This window comes from Pseudoalteromonas sp. MMG012, from assembly GCF_018100875.1.
Classification (GTDB): domain Bacteria; phylum Pseudomonadota; class Gammaproteobacteria; order Enterobacterales; family Alteromonadaceae; genus Pseudoalteromonas; species Pseudoalteromonas aurantia.
In genome coordinates this window covers 83,685-103,750 of record NZ_JAGJEF010000012.1, presented here as the reverse complement: position 1 = coordinate 103,750, position 20,066 = coordinate 83,685, and the positions used below count along the sequence as shown (strand labels likewise).

Below are 20,066 nucleotides of genomic sequence, written 5' to 3'. Positions count from 1 at the left end.
ACATAAATGGAGAAAGGCGTTCATCATCCACACTTTCTCCTGTTACCATTTATTGTCACTTATAGTGCCGTCGTCGTAAGGTATTATTTGCTTCGGTGTTTAAAGCTGAATGTACGTTCTTTTACTAACTCTCCGGAGCCCGAATGTGGCGTAGTATAAAAACCGACCTTGAGTTCATCAGCCAGATTGTTAAGCTCAATATGTGCAAAACCCCACACAAAACTTTTCGACCACACCAAATCATATTCTGCATAACGCCGCTCTTGTTGCTCAGCGAACGGAGTATGTTTACCGCGCATTTTTGAAGCCGCACCACTAATAATCAATGGTAATTTGGGCAGGTTATTACCAGGTAATACTCGACTACAATCATCCGTGAGTAGCTCTAGGTCATGCTCATGCCCTGCAATATATGCATCTGCATATTGACACAATTCAGGTAGAATTAAGCGCCTTAACACATGCCCTTCATCATATTTACTTCCACCAATTGACCATAAAATATGGTGACCATACACTACTTTCCATTTTGCACTAGAGTGTTTTAAACCATTGGCTAACCATGCAAGCTGTCTATGATCCTCTCCATTAATTGGTGTTTCATGTTTTTCAATATCTTCTATACTCGCTTGCTTGTTTGCAAGCGCACTCGCCAAGCCTTGTTCAGACCCGTCTTCGCGCAATGGCACTTCATAGTAATGCTGTCCAGCTAATAACATATTGGTGTCGAGCACAAAAAACTCTACATCGTTTCCAGGCGCCCCTTGCTTATAGCTGTAATACCCTTTTTCATGCATATAAAAGTTTGCTTGTGCATCCATCCATTTAGTCTGTAATGCCACCCCTTTCCTTGATGTTTTCCAATCATGGTTACCTAATGCCGAATACACAACCAACTCCGGTTGCTGTTCAAATAAAGGTTTAAGTGGTGCTAAAATTAAATCATCCATGCGCTTTTGGTCGTCTTTACCATCATTGGCATCAGCGCCATCTGGGTAAATATTATCACCTAATTGAATCGCAAAATCACACGAGACAGACGTACACAATTCAGCCATTGCTTTACCTACTGCAATCGCGCCACTTTGCTCCGTGGCAATATCAGAGTTTGGATATACATAGATAGGTGCATGATTAAACTCAGTTAATGGCCTATGTTCCTCTAACCAATCAGCCTTCTCCGCAGCAATAAATTCAGTTCTGGTTTTGGGATTTAAAATGTGCTTTGTTTTTGGATAATCAACGTGATATCCCCCATCGCCCAATGCTAAAAATGCAATGTTGTTGACGCTAGGTTGAGCAGTGGCATTGTATATTACGCTGCTTCCACCCGCTAAAACGGTCATAGCGGCAATAATATATCTTAAAGAAAATTTGTTCATATTGTAGCCGCAGGCTCACACCTGCGGTCCTTTCGTGTTTAATTCGGATCAAAGTGAAGTGAGCGTAAAGCCAAATTCAAAAGAGCGTCCATAACTTTCATATTGATAGTTATATTGCGCAGTACCATGATAGGCATAATAAGGCTCATCGGTTAGGTTGACGGCATTGAAGTACAGTTGGGTTTGGTCTGTGACGTAATACTTAGCGCTGAAATCCAATTGCAGATGATCATCTTGCAAAACGCGTGCATTTCCTTCTTCAAACATGAAACTTTTGCTTTTATAACTCGCACTTAACCGGGCACTTAAGGTAGTACTCTCATATCCTAACATTATGTTAGCAACGGTATCTGACTGGTTGGGTAAAGCATCATCAGCGTCAATAAAGGTCCCATTAGCTGAGAACATCACTCCATTTTCAAAGTGTTTTGTATACGCAAGTTCAATCCCACGTAAGCTCGCAGCGCCTCCGTTCACCGCTTGTGTCACTTTCTTATAGCCTTGCCATTGCCCATTGTCTTGGACTTGTTCAACGCTAATAAAGTTATCAATGTCTTTATAAAACAGTCCTGCTGATATCACACCAACCTTACCAGGGTAATACTCTATAGACACATCTAAGTTGTGGGATTCATAAGGGTCCAATTGAGGATTACCCACCTCGGCCTGACGTTCAATCACAATGCCGGCATCTTCTTGTGTTGTTTCCGTTTCTACGATTTGAAATGCAGATGAATCAGAAAAACTCGGGCGGGCGATGGTGTTGGTGTACGCAAAACGCGTTAACACCTGTTCACTAACGTCATATCTTGCGGTCAAATTTGGCATCACATGATGATAGTCTTTTTGTGCGTGCCAAGCCGTTATATCAACACGTTCACTATCAGCAACCTCGTCTTTGATTAACTCGACTTTATTACCCGAAGTACTAAAATCAGTGCCCTCATAGCGCAGTCCACTGATCAGCTGCCAGCGCCCCATATCTAGGGTCATCATCACATATGCGCCAACAACTTCCTCGGTAATTTGGTAACTTTTACCTTTGCTGTCTATGTCAGTGTCTTGTTGATTAATATCAAACTGCTGATGATTTTGCATCACAAATTGTGCAATGCTACCTCTAGACAGCCCTGGACCAAAATCACCACTGTGGTACTCAGGCGCCACAGTCGCAAATTGCAGAGCGGTTGTATCATCGAAGCCCCCATCAAAGACTGTCGTTTGTGTGTCGTTAAATTTATCTCGTTCTGAATACTTAGCACCAAATTTCAATTCACTGTTAAAACCAGCAATGGTGAATTCTCGACTTAAATCTATTTTGAAACTAGTCGATTCATCCTCTGTATTATTGTTCTCTCTCACGACTTCATCTAATGCAAACAAATTCAAATCATGTGCAGCCTCAGTGCGGCTTAAGGTAGGGGTATCACCCAAACTACCATACCCTAATGTTAAATCCTCACCAGCAAAATCTGCATCAATACGATTAGGCTCCTCCTCGCTCGACTTAGAATACCCTAAGCTATATTCAACAAACCAATCACTAAACTGATGCTCAGCGCCCAGTACAACAGACATAATTGTCTGTGATTCATATCGGTCTTTTGTATCACGGTCCATTTCAGCGCCACTATATACTGCGGCTGTTGATGTATTCGAACCAGCAACCAGTGTACCTTTTGCAAATTTATACTCGTTTCTCAGGCGAAATTCATCATCCGAAAATTCACTAAACAACGATCGAAAGTAATATTTGCTTAACTGTGAAGAGTGTAAATCTAGGTTCAACGCTGCACCTAGTCGTTCTCGTTTGATCACATAATGACGCTGCTCTATTTCCTCAGCACCAAACAAGCTCACTGATTGACCTGCTGTATCCTCAACATCGAGCATTTGCCAACCACCATCCGTTTCCATATTGTGCGAACCGAATTGACGTTCCGACCACGACAAAGCCGTTGCCACTCCTAAATCAAACTGTTTAGAAAGCGTAAATACATCAGTAAAACTACCCGATACTTTTGGACTGGTTTTATCTACTTGTTTATTATGAGTTGCTTGAGCTGTGAAGCTATAGCTTTGCCCTTGTCTATCAAATGCACTAAGGCTTTTCACTTCGATACTCCCGCCAATTGCACTGGCATCCATATCTGGCGTAACGGTCTTACTCACTTCTAAGCTTTGTACTAACTCACTGGGGATCACATCCATAGCGACACTGCGTACCCCAGACTCTGGTGAAGGTACGTTAGCCCCATTTATGGTGACGTTATTTAGGCTAGGATCGATGCCTCGGATCCCGACAAAACGACCTTCACCTTGATCACGCTGAATAAACATTCCCGGTAACCTTTGTAATGCTTCTGCAGCATTTTGATCGGGTAATTGGCCTATTGCATCACTACTTACGATCGACTTAATCCCAAGTGCATTTTTTTGTCTATTTAGTGCGCCAGCTTGACCTGCTCTGTGCCCGACAACAAGTACGTCTTCTAATAATGCATCACCTGTGCCTAATTGAATATGTGTGTTAAGCGTTTCACCTTGATGGATCCGAACTGTGCGTTCGACAGGTGGCGTACCTAAATAATTTACAACTAAGGTATATTCTCCTTCAGGTAAATTCGCCAGTCTAAATGAGCCATCTCTGGCAGAGCTGACACTGCGAGAAAGCTCTTTAATGGTGACTTTTGCTCCTTCAAAATAAACGGCTTGATCATGGTCGCTGATACGACCTTGCAGAGTATTGGCGTAACTCTGTGCGGTAAATAAAACACCGGCGGTTGCTAACGCCAGTTTGGTGTAGGTAAAATTCGACGGTTTTTGTAATTTCATGTGATTTTCTCTTGCACAGGAGGTTAGTTGTCCCGCTATAAGCGGCAATGCTGCAAAGGTAAAAAAAACACATGAAAGAAATATGTCAGCACATTATATCGGTTTCAAAAAAATGCCTAATAACGCAATTTTTTAGCCAATTTCTGTCACTTTGAGCCAATTTCACCCCCTATAACATGCCTTTTTTTGCAATAAAGGGGCTTAATCCACATTTAAAGGCAACTTTTGTCATAAATTCATCCACTTTGGTGAGCTAAAGTGACCCTGTTAGATAAATAGTGAAATTTATAATATGGCCTACATATTCAGATTAATAATTTAGTTAAAACAAAGGTCCCCATGCCTCAACCCTTTATAAAACTCCATGTTACCTTGCTTAGCACACTGCTATTGATGTTAACGCTGACGCTATTCACTGTGAGTCAATTAGGGACTCTCAAACACCTTGATGAGATTGAATGGATTGACAGCATTGGAGAAGGGGGCATTGCCGTTATGACCTTGATCTGGCTACTGGCAACACTCGTTACCCGTCCTAAAGGCGCAGTCACAAATCTGCTTTTTTTTGGCCTAAGTGCCATGCATATCTCCATGTTATTAGATTTTTTAGATGAATTCTTTATATTTTCAGAACGTTATAACTGGTTAAGTAGCTTAGAAGCTTTTCCTGCAGTTATTGGCATGATCCTGATGAGTTTTGCGATGTATTATTGGTTTCATGAACAACAAGTGCTCAACCACCTATTACAAAAAAAAGAGCGTTTTTACCGAACGCATGGCCTCAGTGATTACATTACTGGATTATATAAAGCGGATTACATGAAGCAACACATTGAACAAGAGCTTGCACTACTAAACAACCACTCTCACGGCTTTTGCTTAGCGTTACTTGATATAAAAAACTTCACACGCTTTAATCAACAATACGGCGTTATTCAAGCCAATAATTTGCTCTTCGACATAGGGCAAATCATGACATTAAACCTGCGTAGTACCGACTTAGCGTGTCGCTTCGCTTCCGATTGCTTTATTGTACTGTTTCCCAATACATCCTATCAGGAAGCTGTACACGTTGTTGAGCAAGTCACAAAAATGGTGTCGTACCATACGCCATACAACAACAAGAAAGCAATAACCGGGTTTAGTGAAATACGCTGGCATTGCGTTGAAGCAGCACATACAGATAGCATCGATGGGTTACTTGCACAGCTTAACAATGGATTAGCGCAATGTAAGGCATCAATAGCATGAAGCATTACTTTGATACCGACACGGAATGCTTAACAAGCCATACTTTGGCGTTACCTATTGTTGAAATAGCCATACAACGTGGCGTGAATAGTAACAGGTTACTAAAAGGCACTAAGCTATTTCATGAAGATTTGCAAAACCCGCAAAAAAAAATCAGCTTTACGCAACTCAATACACTCGTAAGTAATGCGGTTCGCTTATTGCCCGATGACGGACTGAGCTTTTTGCTTGGTCAGCACTGGTTATTCAATCAAACGAGTCACAGTGGACAAGCACTTTTAAACAGTAAGCACTTGACGCAAATGAGCCGTGTGCTGCAAATTAAGCAGTTTGAATTATGCCCATTTGTATTCTTTGTCCCCTATCGAAGCCAAACTCACACCCACTATATCCTTAACTTTGCAATTGCCACCCCCCCTCCTTTAGTTGCTGCATTTTACTTCGAGATGATCACAGCGCAAATTAGCGCTTTATGTAAGTGGCGGTTCGGTTTTGTTAATAAGATAACGATCAAACTGCCTTTCAGCAAACCTAAACATATTGAGCAATATTATGCCCACTTAGCGATTCAATATCAGTTTGACTACCCTTGTTTCAGTCTTTGTATTCCAAATGAATTACTTCACGTTAAACAAGTATCAACTCCCCCAATCATGTGTCACTATCATTTACAGCAAGCACACAACACACTACACGCTGTCGGTTTTATACAGTATGTATGTGATCTTTTATTACAAGAACCAAAAAGTGTTTGTGATGATATTGCACAACAATTAGACATAAGTCCCGCAACGTTAAAGCGAAAATTCAAGCAGCATAATACTTCAATGCAAGCGCTCAAAGACACATTACAAAAGCAGCTTGCGGTAATAAGTATTGGTGAAAAAGGCTACTCTAATGAACAAGCTGCTGAGCAATTAAACTTTACCGACTTAACCAACTTTCGTCGCACTTTTAAACGCTGGACAGGTATGACTCCCTCACAACTTCGCGAAATCATGATGCTAAAAACATAACACGCACACCGTCATTTATTGGCCATGTTAATCCTATATTTTACAAAAACTAAGGCAAAAGCGTGCAGCGGTAAAGCTATTCAAAACCATACTCTTCAACATCAAGATGATACATGCAATATCTCACAAGCGTAAGTGAGCAGTATCACATCTTTCCCATTTTCAAAGGGTAATGTCCAGTCTCAACCTAAAATACTTTTCAGTCATCAATTTAAATGTTAAATTGATATAATATCACATAACAAAACTTCGTATTCTGATGAAAAGTAATTTACAAATACAAAAGTACGCCTCACACTACATTGTCGATAGCAACGCCAGCGTGTTACCGCATATTTATAATTCAGAAACCTCATTGGTATGTTATTGTCAGCCCGCGAGTTGGGCTCTTTCACGCGCCGCACAGAGTTTTGTTACGCGTCATCCTGACGATAGGTTCACCTATCAAGGGGAAATCAGCCCAAAGCTTATACAACAACTCAGCAGCAAATTTACGCCATCCTCCCATGGTAATTTGATCTTGAGCCACATCGAGCTCATGCTAGAAATGTTCAACACCTTATTGCAACCTGAAGAGATTGGCCTTCGAGTCATCGCTTGTCAGCATGCACACAGCCCTGCATTTCATGAAAACAGAATGATCGCACGTATGACATCGAGCCTTGGCGGCTCTGGAGAGCAATGGATTGAACGACAAGACGCACAGTACTTTCCACTACAGAAAAATCAAACTACCGCACAGATCAAGCCACCGCCAGCACACACTATCAACAGTTTATGTGATGGCGATATTGCAATCTACAAAGGGACCAGTTGGCTTGAACATGAACACAACGCACTTATTAGTGCGTCTCCGACATTTAATGACAAAGATGCTAAGCTGTGTGTATACATCGATTTTATAAGTTAGCCGCCAGTGCGATGGTCGTTATACACATTACACCATATTAATCCCAGCCAATACTCCCCCATCAACAGGCAGTGCGACGCCTGTCATATAACTTGCTTGCTCTGAAGAGAGCCATAATACGGCTGCAATTACTTCTTCACTGCAAGCTATTCGGCCAATTGGTTGTAACTGTGCCAGTCGCTCAAGCATATCATCAGCCATAGTCGCTAACATCGGTGTATTGACACTTGCAGGACAGATGCAATTAACCCGGACACCATACTCAGCACTTTCCAATGCTGCCATTTTAGTTAGTCCAACCACGCCATGTTTCGCAACACAATAAGCGGCATCTGCACCTTTTGCAGCTGTAAGCCCTAACACCGAGGCATTATTAACAATGGCGCCAGAACCTTGCTGATACATGAGTTTTAGTTGCTCCCGTAAGCACAACCAAGTACCTTTCAAATTAATATTCTATACTTGATCCCATTTTTCACTGGTACACTCAATAACAGAACGCATTACGCCATACCCTGCATTGTTAAAGGCAACATCAACTCGATGCCAATGCACATCTATTTGCGCAAATACGTCAACAATAAACGCCTCATCGGAAATGTCGCCAGCAAAAGAGAGCACCTCACACTCCAATGACTCAACCAGCAGAATTAAGGCATATTCATTGATATCAAGTAACGCCAACTTAGCCCCCTGTTGAGCATAAGCTAGGGCGGCAGCTTTCCCCATTCCTGACGCTGCACCACTGATAAATACCACTTTATCGTGAAATGGTGCTGGTGGGTGATTTGACATACGTTATCGCCATAGTAAAGGTATTAAAAGTGTTTCTATTTCAACACCTAACAAGGTTGATTTATAGGGCGATTCGGTGATCATAAGTATTAATTCGATAATCATAAGCATTGATAAGCTATTAATTATATGATGAAAATAAGAATATCCATGATTGGGCTAGTACTGTACGTTCCCCCTTATATAACGATTCGCTTTACTCTAAGGCATTCTGTAGCTTACCCCTGTCAGCATGTTTTATACCACGCTCATAAATTGTTTCAGATCATTGTGTTCCTTCAGTAAATTTACCAAAGGCAAGAACAGGGGTTCCGGCAGTGTATCTATATCAAACCATTGCCATCGCAAGCACTTTGTTGGCTCCATAATATGTGCTTCACCTTGCTCACTTTCACCCAACATAAACAAGGTGACATAATGCTTGTTTTCTAACTTAAAGATATCGTTGGTAAAGCCAAGTTTTTTTACCGCTCCCAATACTAAACCAGTCTCTTCATACGCTTCACGAGCTGCGCACTGCTCAGGGCTTTCGGTAAAATCTAAATGCCCTCCAGGCGTTGCCCAAGTTTGGGCACCATGCGCACCAATTCGCTTTCCGAGCAATATTTTTCCTTCACGCACAATGATCACGCCAACACCTACCCGAACTTCGTCTTTATTACGCATATTTACCCTAAGCCGTCATTTTCTGCCAATATTAGCAAGCTTTTGTTTCACATTGCTATTATTCTGCTAACCTGCTGAAAAAATGTTGATTTTGGTTGTTTTTTATCAACGAGTAGCGCTAAAATCACGCGTATCATTATGATGGGGGTTTCGCTTGCTGGTTTGGCCATCAAAACATCGCACAATCAAATTTCCAGCGCAACTTAACCACCACCGACATCCACACCTCATATCTATACGTTCAATGTGAACGCATACTGGTTATTTAGCTTACCGTACAATTCGAGTGACTCTATTCGTTCAAACCCCAATTTAACGAGTAAATTATTGGAGCTGATATTGGTTGGTGAAGTTACTGCCAATACCTTTTCTAACCCATGCTTCATTAACTCATATGTCAATACCGTTTTAGCCGCTTCATACGCATAACCCTTACCCCAAAATCTCGGTAATAATGCATAACCCAAATCGGCATGAGGCAACTCTTCTCGTTTAAGTAACCCACACATACCGATTGGTGTACCGCACTCTTTTAAAGTGACTAAGGTGAGTCCAAAGCCAAACATCTCATAACTTGCCATCGGCCCAGAGCGAAGATACTGATGTGCATCCGCAATCGTGCGCACATTTTTATCCGTAATATTTTTAATAAATGAGTCTTCATTCAATAGCTCAATGATAAAGTCAGCATCATTGAATGAGAAATGCTTCATTAGTAACCGCTCACTTTCTATTTTAAACACCTTATTTCCTTTCCTTAAAATCAAGTATAACGAACCCATATACTATAAATAAAAAATACAAAAACCCTCTCATCTGGATCCTTTATCCTGAGTGGTGTTGTGGTCAACTAATTCCGGACAGTGAATTAAGTTTTTCTTCTGCTACTGCTGGGGCGTTCATATCATTATGACTATGCAGCCTGCTCCAGTTGTAATAGTTCATCAAATAAAAGCTAATATCTTGCTCTGCTTCTTTAAATGAGTTGTAGCCCGTACTTGGAACCCATTCTGTTTTGAGGCTTCTGAATATGCGCTCCATCGGGGCATTATCCCAACAATTACCTCTGCGGCTCATGCTTTGTGTTATTTGATAACGCCATAACCTTTGCCTGAACTTTGTTGAACTATACTGACAGCCTTGATCCGAATGGAACATAACCCCTCTAGGTTTGCCTCTTTGTTCATACGCTCTATCTAATGCTTTGATAGTTAGGGCTGTATCTGGCTTTTCTGACATTGCCCAGCTAATAGCTCGCCTTGCATATAAATCAATTACTACTGCTAAATATGACCACTTCTGACCAGTCCAAATATACGTAATATCTCCACACCATACTTGATTTGGGCTATTCACATCGAACTCTCGATTTAACTGGTTTGGTATATCAGGTCGTTCATTCACCGCCACTTTATATGCGTGTGACCCCGGTTGTTTTGATACCAGTTGCATATCACGCATCAGTCGTCTGACTTTGAATAAACCAACATCAATATCTAAATCTGCAAGCATTGCTAAGAGTGTACGACTTCCAGCAGAGCCACGACTAAGCTTAAAGCAAGCGTTTAACTGCGCTCTGAGTGCAACCTCATTAGCGCCAATTGTGTTACGGCGGTTTTTGTAGTCATAAAAACTTAAACGAGCAACATCAAAGACACTGCAGACCACCTCTACCGGTTCTTGCTCACTTAATTGGTCTATTAACGAATATTGTTCATTTCTTCTGACATTAAGAGAGCTGTGGTGATATCAAGTGGTCAGTGCAACATGGTTTTTAATCATATCATTAGGAGTTAAATAGTTTAATATCCTTCTTCAAAGCTTTGGCATTAGGTGTTTCACCATTTCGCTCAAGTTCAAGTTGTTGAACCCAGCGCCTTAAAGCCGTTTCTCCAACATCCAATGAACGACATGCTTCTTGAAGTGAATAGCCTTGGTCTAAAACTAAACAAGCGGCTTCAAGTTTGAATTCTTTACTAAATGTTCTGCGTTTTTTTGCCATCGGACACCTCTGATTGAGTGGTAATGATACCACCTAAAATAGTGTCCGGAATTATTGAACCACAACAAACAGGTTGAAGACTGTTTTGCCCCACGGTCTCAATCCCCTTTAATCTCGGGGTCACTCGTACGAAGCAACATTTAAGAAAACCTCAACACTCTGGTGTCTCAATCCCCTTTAATGTCGGGGTCACTCGTACCTAAATTATTTAAATAAAAGCGAAGATGTTTAGTCTCAATCCCCTCTAAAGCCGGGGTCACTCGTACCTTATTTTTTCCGAGATTTTCTATGAAAAAGTCTGTCTCAATCCCCTCTAAAGTCGGGGTCACTCGTACACTGACATCTTTTATAAGGAGAAGGTTATGTCGTCTCAATCCCCTCTAAAGTCGGGGTCACTCGTACTATAGAAAATTCTGATGTGTTTCATGTTTCAGTCTCAATCCCCTCTAAAGTCGGGGTCACTCGTACCCATAAGGAATTACTATGAAAATAAGTAATGTGTCTCAATCCCCTCTAAAGTCGGGGTCACTCGTACTTTACTGTGCGCCGTTCAACTCAACTCAAGTGGTCTCAATCCCCTCTAAAGTCGGGGTCACTCGTACTATAGCCGATCGAGGCCGCGCTATACAAGGGCTGGAGGGGGTAAAAATGACGGTCTCTAAAAAATCGTACCCAAAAATAAGTTGCTACTGACAAGTTAGATCTCTAAAACCTAATAAACCCTATTAAATACAATCATCTGCGGTCCTAGCTACTGACAAAGTGATGTTTTTGCCTACAACATAATAATTAGATTTTTATTTTTTATTGCCTAATAACAGTGAGTTAGGGTATTTCTATAAATGATAAAATGGTAGTTTTAGTAAGTAGGGCAATGAAATTAGCTGGCATGCTTAATAATCGATTTTTTACTATGATTACTGATAAAAGGTTGCTGATAAAAACTTTAAGGAGTTAGTAGTAATAAAAATGCTCAGGCCAAGTCACTTCACCTGCGCCATCGGCTTTTCTTGATCCCATACATTTACCACACAATGGAAATAAATGTGCTTTATCTTGTCGTTTGAGTAACTTTTTTAGCTTTTGGTGAATTTGATTTAGCTGTTTTTGGGTGACATCAATTTCAAATACAGAATACTGAACCCGCTCACCATAGCCTAAAATGAGTTTATTGGCTCTGTACCGTACTCTTGGAGATGTAATGTCAAGGGTGACTAATACTCGCATTTAAAAAATCTCAAATGAACTTGGGGCATATACCACTGCGCTTGCAATCCCATGACGCCGCAATTGGCAGTGGCAACATACAGGATAATAATTCAAGGCGTCATCATCTGTCACAATTTGCCTTATTTGATGTCTCAGCCGAGTGAATTGCGACTCACTTAAGCAGCACTCGTATACAGATAGCTGGATCCGCTCTCCGTAACCTGCGAGTGTTTTATCAATTCGATAACGCCTTTTATCACAAGGTGTGTCGTAACAAATAACATAATGATGAGGCATTTTAATTTACTCTAAATGTTATGAATTCGTGCTTTTGAAGTAAGTGCGCTTTTAAACTTAATATTTGATTATCCATTGCTTTGCGGTAATCGAGTAAATGTTTGCTTTGTTTGCACTGAAATGTTGCCGAAAACTTCTTTTCTATTTCTGAAATAAAACACTTTAAAGCCTGAGATGTTAATTGACACTGCCCGCTTTGAAACACAAAATCTGATTGGGTTACTTGCCCTTTATTAATGAGCTTTAAAACACATGCATCAACCACAACTGACCGGAAAGGTTCCATCAAGTCGAGTACCAAATTAGGTTGATAATCACCACAGTGCAAAATGCCACAATCTGGGTGCAAGCCATGTTTTCTTACCATGCATAGGATATTGTTGCTTAACAGATTGTATCCCAATGAAAGCATGGCATTAATAGGGTCTTTGGGCGGCAATCTGTTTCTTTCTAGAAAGTGCCAAGTGTTATCTATACAATGACTCATGGCAGTAAAATATTGTTTCGCCATTTGCCCTTCTAATAAAAAATGTTGTTCACGAGTTTTACATTGGATGATTTTATTGTGCGCTTTTTGCAATAACTGTATTGTTTTTTGTATCTCTTCTTTATTTTCTTTAGAGAGTATTGTGCGTCTAAGTTGACCTTTAAGCACTTTTGATGCGTTTTCAAACTTAGCCTGCAATAGGGTTTCGCTTAAATTCCGCTGAAAAGTTTTATTACCAAAATGTTGAATTTGCTTGTATAAACTTGCGTTTAAACTTGGGTATGTATTGAGTTCACCTCTGAAACGACCTGTTGATGAGGCCAATACCACACCGATATTATGTTCACAGCAATAGGCCATAAAATCTGTGGTAAGCTGCACTCTTCCAAGTACTATCACACTATCAATTACACTTAATGGCCAAGTTTTAATGGTCTCACTCTCAAAGCTCAAATACGCTCTATTTCCCCTAATACCCACAACTGAACCAGCATGCGTTAAGTAAAGCGTTTTGAGCATTTTTCGCTGTACAGTACTAGGCTGAGCAATTAAATATTCTGGTAACTCTAACCAATCTTGTTCGTCTTCAATTGCGCTTTGTTCTGGTTTGCTAGGTAGGTCAAGTTGTAAAAGGGTATGCTCTTGCTGCTGTTCACTGGCCGTAGCCATCCAGTCTTTTGCTTTGTCCATAACTCCGTAGACCAAACTAGACTTTTCATCTATTACCTGCTCGCCAATAAAGTAATGACCCAAGAATTTAAAGCCATCTGAAAAAGTCGTTAACTGTGTTTTCTTTGGGTTTAATGTTAGCCCTAAATGCTCTAGCACCTGCTCGGTATGGTATTGCACATGTAATGCTGCTTTTGCACTGCTGCAACAAACCACAAAATCATCAGCATAACGCACCATGTTATAGCCTAGTTTGTTTAGGTGCTCATCTAGCTCATCTAAATAGAAATTAGCTAATTGTGGGCAAATTGCTGAACCTTGAGGAATACCTTGCCCGAGAGCTTTACCAAAAATTAGCGAACCGCCATAAGATTGATGAGAGAATAACAAACAAAAAATTAGCTCTATGAGTGTTGGGTCGATTGCGGTTTGAAATAACTTTTCACGTAATAGTGTTTGTGGAATGTGGTCAAAATAACCATTAATATCTGCATCAAATACATGAACTAACCCCGATTTTCTGTGCTCAATAACTTTATCAACGGCCATTAAATAGCTACGACCAGGTCTATAACCATAGCTATTGTGTTCAAATTCTTCTTCAAAATAAGGCTGTAATAGAATTGCGATTGCGGTGTGAACAATACGATCTCTGACTGTTGGGTAAGCTAAAAAGCGCGGCTTTTTATTTGGTAGCTTTAGTTCACTGCGCTTTAGGGGATGCGGCTGATAATGCTGACTTTTTAAATCCGCTAATATACTGTTTAACCCCAATGCTAACTCGGTTTCAAAGTTTGCAATGGTTTGGCAATCTATACCTGGACTGCCATCATTTTGTTTAACACGGTAGAAAGCTTGTAATAATAAGTCGTAATTGCATAATTGCTGGTAGTCCATAACCTTTCCTTGGCAAAACCTAAGTCTATAAATATAGACTAGATTTTGCCAAGGAAACTGATTATTTCTGCCTTGGTCTTAAGTACTTTTTATTTTTCTCTAAAGGAATAGGCTTTCCGTCATGAGTCGACAAAGCCTGAGGTTTAGGATTTGCCCTATGATTTTTAATTTGCTCTATGTGAGAAGTATTATTTTTAAACCATTCGTACGTTTTCCCCTCTTTACCATCAAGTGCTTGTGGGTATTGCACATTTTCTAATGGCTCTGCCAGTGCTAATAACCAATCGAGTCGCTCTGCTTTCCATAGCGTGTTGCTAATATCATATTTATTTCCAAGCCAGTGATTTGCATTACCAAGTGTACTATTTTGCGTTGCTTGCCATTTTACAGACTCGATGGCACTAAAACTCGAGTATCGAGCTTTTTTATCTTCTAATTCTAGTTCTGTTATACGTATATTCACATCACCAAAACCGTAGGGTTTTGCTAAGCCTATTTGATGCCTAAATATATCGTCTTTACACCCTGTTTCTTTGGGTTCAACTAACTTTACTAACAATGACAATTCAGCAGGTGCTAGGTTTTCAAATTCGATGTCAAACTTTAAGACTGTATCGCCTTTAATCATTGGTGAAGCTGCACACTCCTTATGGTTTTCATAATTTCTTTGTTGATTTAACCACGTTGGTCTAGGGGCGTTTTTGTGTCTTAAAAAAACCTTATAACCATTTGCTTCGTGAGTATCAGCATGGAGTACTGATTTGGCAATAACAGTATGATCTTCATTACGGTTATTAAAATACATTGGTGGACAAGGCAGTTTAGGCCCTGTGGCCAATGGTATAAGCGCAATGCTATCTTTATCACCCATGTATTCAACATCACTGATCGCGTCAAATACTTTTACGCGACTGGCAAATGCTGTCACTTTCTTTTTATCTTGCTGATCCAGCTTTTGGTCAGCGACCGTGCCAAATAGTTGCTCTATAATTGTAAGATCTCTTAAACCGTCAAACGGCGTAGGGCTACCTCCTTCACCAGCTTGTTGAGGTAAAAAGTCATATACTGTCTTTCGGTTTTTCTTTCGCCAAATTTGTGAGTCAGATAGACCAATGATCTCCGTATCATTTGTACCTTTTACTTGACAGGCTATAATTCTCCCGTCTATTTCGGCTTCTGAATAAGCCTTTTTAATGTCACTTCCCTTACGTTTTACTCTAGCTTTATCCGTAGTTTCTAATAGCTCTAAAAACTGAGTGACATATTTTGTTTTAACTTCTATAGGCCTTGCATTTAAATTTTGTTTGTAAAATGCATAAGCATTTTGTACCTCAGTATGATCTAAACAACTTGTGTATATTGCCTCTTCGCCATGACCATCAATATATCCTTTTCTTATTAAACGATAGGCCCCTTTATTATTAATTTTTTCAAACCATCTTGGGGCGACACCTGTTTTATAACAAAAAGACCATGTTTTAGTATTTTCTCCCTCAAAACCTGGTTCAAACTGAGTATCAGAAATTAAAATCGTTTTATCCCACTCCATTTCACCTGACTCAGTTAATCTAGCTCTAGACGCTCGCGCAGTATTATCCATGTCCATTTTAACGTCTTCGTTCACGGGCCATCTTGTCGCCAACATCTCAGATAAAGGCATTGGCTGGCCTGCTTTTTGGTGACCATTTTGGTATTTAAATAAGTTACGCAATGGAGCAGGCACACTGTATTGACTCGGCTCTGTTGCCACCTCAGAGTCTTTTTTTCTAAGCATAAATGAAGGTAACCCCAGCGGTTTTACATACCACTTTTCACCTTGTCTATATAATGCACCATATGCTTGATTAGGGAAGCCTCTACCATCTCGATAATACAAAGCTGCATCTTCAAGTACTCTAGGCGCTGAAGCCGTTATTATCTCACCTAGATTACTCAGCATCCCTCTAATACTTGATGCCGGAATTGCTAAACAACCATTGCGTAAATAGGGAGCAAGTACCTTTAATTTATTATCTATAGCCGACTTCTTTTGTTCATCGGTTAAGTGTTTCAAATCTGATACTTTTTGCGGCTGATTACCATGAGCAACAGGATGAACCATCTTTATTTGGCATTTAATTTTACCGCTCAGTTTGCCAGTATAATAACTGTCATGCGCAATATTCTTTTTTTTCAGTGCCGCTTTTGTTGCTGGTATTTTATGTTCACAACTAAGCTTAGAAAACGGTATAAAATTATAAGGGTTATAAAATTGATTGCTATTCACTATGTTGGCACTCCTTTGCTGAATCAATAAAGGTCATTAATGCGGTTTCTAACTTGGCTTGCGTCAATCCAAGTGGGTCTAGGCACATTTTTATGAATTCTGACACCTCATTAATACGATTTTCGTTTACTAAAACAAACCCGTAGATCCGTCCATAACCACGACTCTTGTTGGCACCTAAAGATAATTTTTGGTCAAATAAATCGGCAAACATCAATACCCATATTGCGGTTGCAAACATATCTCGGTTAAGCGCTCTATGTGTGATACTCACTCGACTTCTAAAATACTGTTCAGAACAAAGCGTCAGTGCTTCTACATCAAACAAAGCACTGTCTTTTACTCCGCCAGTGAAACGATCTATCGCTATCATGGTTTGATGATGATCTTGAAATTGTGCTTTGTTGTCGAGTGTTGCATCACGAATAACAAATGAACTGCGCTGATCTTTATTACCCCAAATTATAGACCAAAGCTTTTGTAACTGTTTCTCTTCTATTTCTTCATTTAATGTCTTTATTATTTTAATAAAGCGCGCCCGAAACATGCCACGTAAAGCACTATTGGGTAAAACAGGTATACCTGCTTTGTCTCGGCTATAATAAAGGTCTTTATTCGTTTGTGACTTGCTAAGGCTCGCTAAGTACGCAGGGCTGGCAATTAGGATCGGATCAGGGCTAGATAGGCATATGTCAAAACTTAATATTTCTTTATTAGTATTTTCGACCTGACGAATAGCAAGTGGGAGCTTTGTATATTCGTCATCTAATGGATTAATAGCTGCAACTTTTGATTGGTTTTTAAGACTGCTATTAAACCATTGGGTAAGTTTTTCGGAAGTGATAACCTGAACACAAGGTACGCCATTATGTTGCTCCAGAGTCACTTGCAGCTTGCCGTGGCCAAATTTTTGCCCAGCACCCACATATAAATCTGCGCCCAGTAATACACTACACAAACGCTCAAGCTGTATTTCACTTATAAATTCACAGTCTAATTGCCAAATAAATTCTGTACCTTCAGGGATCCATGCTTCACTAAAAAGATGGTTATCTTTTGCAGTGCCTGTTACTTCATCAATGCTGGCATGCGTAATGATTTCAATATCATTTTTATGACATCTTGATACAGCCGCAGGTACGTTGACGACACCATCTAATCGTTTGTATTTCTGTGATTCGTTGCTCTTTGTGTTTTTAAGTTTAACTTGCCCACCAAATAACTCATTTGCCAAATCTTGAGTAAATAATTTTCGCAGCATGCCTTTTAGGCTACTACCTGGTATTACAGGGTAACCATTAGCGTTAACTCTTAAGGATTCATGTCCTGTTGACTCGTTCTTTTGTTTTTTTGAGTCGTTGGCTACTTCCTCAGCCTCACCTGTACGAACAGCCAATTTTGAAGTGCTTACTAAGGTAATCAACACCTTTGCTTTAGGGTAAATCTTATTTAACATTCTGCTTGCTCCTTAGCTGTTGGGACCATTGAAACAAGTTCAATGTCTACTTCCCCAAACCCGTTTGCATGATCATAAGGCGTAAAGTTCCATCTTTCATCCTGTGCAATTGGAACATCACATGATGGTAAGCCATTTTTGCACCACTGGTTTAACAGAATCGTAGCTTGCTCCTCTTTGCCTTCTTTTATTAAAAGTTCAAAGCAACTACCCGCGCTGGTCTCTATATAAGGTTTATATCCTGATTGTCCGGTGTGCTTTTGAAAACGCATATACCAATAACTCCCACCTTTTAGTGACTCGTCAGTAAAAGTGCGATTAACACAAAATACGCCATCAGTTAATTTGTCAAAAGCTTCTTGGTATAAGTCTTTACTGGGTGTTACCGCATCTATGGCATCTTTAACAATTAAACAGGTTGGCGTTTTAAGGGTGATGAGTATACGTTTATCAGGGCTGACATTGACTATTTTTTCTTGAGTAGCCTTTGCAGCTTTGGCACTGAGTATTGCCTTGGTTTTACCTAAACCAATCAGAGGTTCATCAAGAATTGATATTAATTCCGCATAAACCATTTCTCTTACTGATTCTGGTACTCGGTTTAAATTTATTTTTCCTCGCCACTTAACATATACATTTTTATTCACTTCTGATTTTTCATTTGCAGACTTACTATCATTAAGTTTCTCTGACCAAAAATGATTCACGCAGTGGTAACTAAATAGCTTTTCATCAGCGGCAGTATTACGGGTAGATATATTGTGCTCAATTACTTCATCAGTCGATTTGTTATTAGCTTCTGCTGTTTGTGTCCAGTTACTTATTGCATTTCTGACTAATAATGTTTTAGTCAAATACGGCGGTGTTTTTAATAACTCTTCATCAGAACCTTTGAAATCCGAACTAAAAGTGAGCAATCCACATAGGTTATCTGGACCAGCAGGATTAATTAAAAAATCAAAAACTTGACGATTCGAATCTTGAGTACTTGAAACACCATACATGTCAACTCTAGGCCCGTCATATAAGGCTAAAGACTTTCTTGGCGGATAAACTAATTCATCATTTTGGTTTAGAGGCATTGCATGGAAAAATGTAATATCTGCCAAGTATTTGTGTAAAACACTATTTGGTAAAACTTTATTGGCAACTAAGCCTTTGAGCATTGCGCCTGTAATTTCTGTTCTTGAGTAAAAACTATTTTCTCTGTTAGTTGGTGCGTCCGCCATACAAAGTGGTCGATCAGCAGTCCAATCTAGTATGATTAAATGATCTTTAGTGTATGCGGGCCAGTCTACTTTCGCTTGTTGAGTTTTATTTAAGATACTTTTGATTTCTGTTATTTTTCCAAATCCAATACTTTTAAAGCTACCGAATGCGTAACAATAGTTAAGTGCAGCCTCTAACGTATTTTTAATTTCTAATGCTTCGTCTTCAGATGCATTAAAAGTCACTTGACCTTGTATTGAAATTTTTTCGCCATGTAAATAAGGTGACTCAATAAACAATAAAGAGCCTTCTTTAATCGTCCCCTCATGGTTTAGCTCTATTCGTGTTTGGGGAGAACTTCTCTCAGCGTTTTGGGGATTGCTTAAGTACCAATAAAAATCAAAATTCAGACTCCCTCTTTGTCCATAAAAGTCATCATTTGTTTGGTCTTGTTCACTTTGAGGGCCCTCTTTTCCGAACCAATCTATTAACTTTGGACTCAGTTTTGAATGGGTCTCTTCATCTAGTAAGCATAATTCACTTAACGCATGGCGTATATTACCTTTTAGTAAGCTTCCCGATAGCACAGGACGTTTGTTGGCATCTCTTAGAATTGCCACATTTAAACCATATTGCATTGCGCCACTGCCTTGAGTCACAATTGGCCCAATTACATTGATTGTAATGTCTAAGGTATGCATTGCTTTTTCTATCATGTC

13 protein-coding genes, 2 pseudogenes and 1 CRISPR repeat array are annotated in these 20,066 nt (G+C 39.9%); of the genes and pseudogenes, 3 read left to right on the top strand and 12 right to left on the bottom strand.

Translation table 11 applies throughout. The features are described from left to right. Nucleotides 1-83: 83 nt before the first annotated feature. Both J8L97_RS06595 and J8L97_RS06590 read right to left on the bottom strand, forming a co-directional pair. A complete protein-coding gene (locus J8L97_RS06595; protein ID WP_247682576.1) occupies nt 84-1,346 on the bottom strand; it encodes a metallophosphoesterase in 1,263 nt (420 codons plus the stop codon). Between the two features lie 84 nt (nt 1,347-1,430). Next, nucleotides 1,431-4,217: a TonB-dependent receptor gene (locus J8L97_RS06590; protein ID WP_211048315.1), complete on the bottom strand. Its 2,787-nt coding sequence runs from the start codon at nt 4,215-4,217 to the stop codon at nt 1,431-1,433. Nucleotides 4,218-4,556: 339 nt separating this feature from the next. On the opposite strand from J8L97_RS06590, the gene J8L97_RS06585 reads away from it, so the two are divergent. The 3 genes from J8L97_RS06585 to J8L97_RS06575 all read left to right on the top strand — a co-directional run bounded on the left by J8L97_RS06585 (nt 4,557) and on the right by J8L97_RS06575 (nt 7,394). Further along, nucleotides 4,557-5,468 carry a GGDEF domain-containing protein gene (locus J8L97_RS06585; RefSeq protein WP_211048314.1) on the top strand — a complete coding sequence of 304 codons (912 nt, stop codon included), beginning with the start codon at nt 4,557-4,559 and terminating at the stop codon, nt 5,466-5,468. Next, entirely contained in the window at nt 5,465-6,484 is a 1,020-nt protein-coding gene (locus J8L97_RS06580; RefSeq protein ID WP_211048313.1) for an AraC family transcriptional regulator, read from the top strand. The genes J8L97_RS06585 and J8L97_RS06580 overlap by 4 nt, the downstream gene beginning before the upstream one ends. Nucleotides 6,485-6,743: 259 nt before the next feature. Next, on the top strand, nt 6,744-7,394 hold the full coding sequence (locus tag J8L97_RS06575) for a DUF1826 domain-containing protein (protein WP_211048312.1): 651 nt from the start codon (nt 6,744-6,746) through the stop codon (nt 7,392-7,394). Between the two features lie 27 nt (nt 7,395-7,421). Here the strand turns inward: J8L97_RS06575 and J8L97_RS23440 are convergent. From J8L97_RS23440 to J8L97_RS06520, 10 genes and pseudogenes are all read right to left on the bottom strand, one after another. After that, nucleotides 7,422-8,189: pseudogene (locus J8L97_RS23440) on the bottom strand (SDR family NAD(P)-dependent oxidoreductase). Nucleotides 8,190-8,426: 237 nt separating this feature from the next. Continuing rightward, nucleotides 8,427-8,855 (bottom strand): NUDIX hydrolase, encoded by a 429-nt coding sequence (locus tag J8L97_RS06560; protein ID WP_211048309.1) that lies wholly within the window; start codon nt 8,853-8,855, stop codon nt 8,427-8,429. Between the two features lie 233 nt (nt 8,856-9,088). Next, on the bottom strand, nt 9,089-9,598 hold the full coding sequence (locus J8L97_RS06555; protein WP_312037129.1) for a GNAT family N-acetyltransferase: 510 nt from the start codon (nt 9,596-9,598) through the stop codon (nt 9,089-9,091). Between the two features lie 103 nt (nt 9,599-9,701). Continuing rightward, nucleotides 9,702-10,857 (bottom strand): annotated as a pseudogene (locus tag J8L97_RS06550) (IS3 family transposase). Between the two features lie 95 nt (nt 10,858-10,952). Beyond that, a CRISPR array of direct repeats spans nt 10,953-11,459; the repeat unit is 35 nt; unit sequence GTCTCAATCCCCTCTAAAGTCGGGGTCACTCGTAC. A 352-nt stretch (nt 11,460-11,811) separates the two neighbouring features. Next, the gene (gene cas2, locus J8L97_RS06545) at nt 11,812-12,084 is read right to left on the bottom strand and encodes a CRISPR-associated endonuclease Cas2 (protein WP_210997078.1); all 273 of its coding nucleotides are present in this window, start codon (nt 12,082-12,084) and stop codon (nt 11,812-11,814) included. Beyond that, on the bottom strand, nt 12,085-12,363 hold the full coding sequence (gene cas2, locus J8L97_RS06540) for a CRISPR-associated endonuclease Cas2 (RefSeq protein WP_211048308.1): 279 nt from the start codon (nt 12,361-12,363) through the stop codon (nt 12,085-12,087). Between the two features lies 1 nt (nt 12,364). Next, entirely contained in the window at nt 12,365-14,416 is a 2,052-nt protein-coding gene (cas1, locus tag J8L97_RS06535) for a CRISPR-associated endonuclease Cas1 (RefSeq protein WP_211048307.1), read from the bottom strand. Between the two features lie 61 nt (nt 14,417-14,477). Beyond that, on the bottom strand, nt 14,478-16,682 hold the full coding sequence (locus J8L97_RS06530; RefSeq protein WP_211048306.1) for a TIGR03986 family CRISPR-associated RAMP protein: 2,205 nt from the start codon (nt 16,680-16,682) through the stop codon (nt 14,478-14,480). Then, nucleotides 16,675-18,138: an RAMP superfamily CRISPR-associated protein gene (locus J8L97_RS06525; protein WP_211048305.1), complete on the bottom strand. Its 1,464-nt coding sequence runs from the start codon at nt 18,136-18,138 to the stop codon at nt 16,675-16,677. The genes J8L97_RS06530 and J8L97_RS06525 overlap by 8 nt, the downstream gene beginning before the upstream one ends. Beyond that, complete coding sequence (locus J8L97_RS06520; protein ID WP_211048304.1) at nt 18,132-20,063, bottom strand: RAMP superfamily CRISPR-associated protein; 1,932 nt, start codon at nt 20,061-20,063, stop codon at nt 18,132-18,134. Before J8L97_RS06520 ends, J8L97_RS06525 begins: the two co-directional genes overlap by 7 nt. Nucleotides 20,064-20,066 lie beyond the last annotated feature (3 nt).

Coding starts and splice junctions, on each gene's coding strand:
- J8L97_RS06595 (WP_247682576.1), bottom strand. CDS start 1,346: ATGACCGTTTTAGCGGGTGGAAGCAGCGTAATATACAATGCCACTGCT.
- J8L97_RS06590 (WP_211048315.1), bottom strand. CDS start 4,217: ATGAAATTACAAAAACCGTCGAATTTTACCTACACCAAACTGGCGTTA.
- J8L97_RS06585 (WP_211048314.1), top strand. CDS start 4,557: ATGCCTCAACCCTTTATAAAACTCCATGTTACCTTGCTTAGCACACTG.
- J8L97_RS06580 (WP_211048313.1), top strand. CDS start 5,465: ATGAAGCATTACTTTGATACCGACACGGAATGCTTAACAAGCCATACT.
- J8L97_RS06575 (WP_211048312.1), top strand. CDS start 6,744: ATGAAAAGTAATTTACAAATACAAAAGTACGCCTCACACTACATTGTC.
- J8L97_RS06560 (WP_211048309.1), bottom strand. CDS start 8,855: ATGCGTAATAAAGACGAAGTTCGGGTAGGTGTTGGCGTGATCATTGTG.
- cas2 (WP_210997078.1), bottom strand. CDS start 12,084: ATGCGAGTATTAGTCACCCTTGACATTACATCTCCAAGAGTACGGTAC.
- cas2 (WP_211048308.1), bottom strand. CDS start 12,363: ATGCCTCATCATTATGTTATTTGTTACGACACACCTTGTGATAAAAGG.
- cas1 (WP_211048307.1), bottom strand. CDS start 14,416: ATGGACTACCAGCAATTATGCAATTACGACTTATTATTACAAGCTTTC.
- J8L97_RS06525 (WP_211048305.1), bottom strand. CDS start 18,138: ATGTTAAATAAGATTTACCCTAAAGCAAAGGTGTTGATTACCTTAGTA.
- J8L97_RS06520 (WP_211048304.1), bottom strand. CDS start 20,063: ATGATAGAAAAAGCAATGCATACCTTAGACATTACAATCAATGTAATT.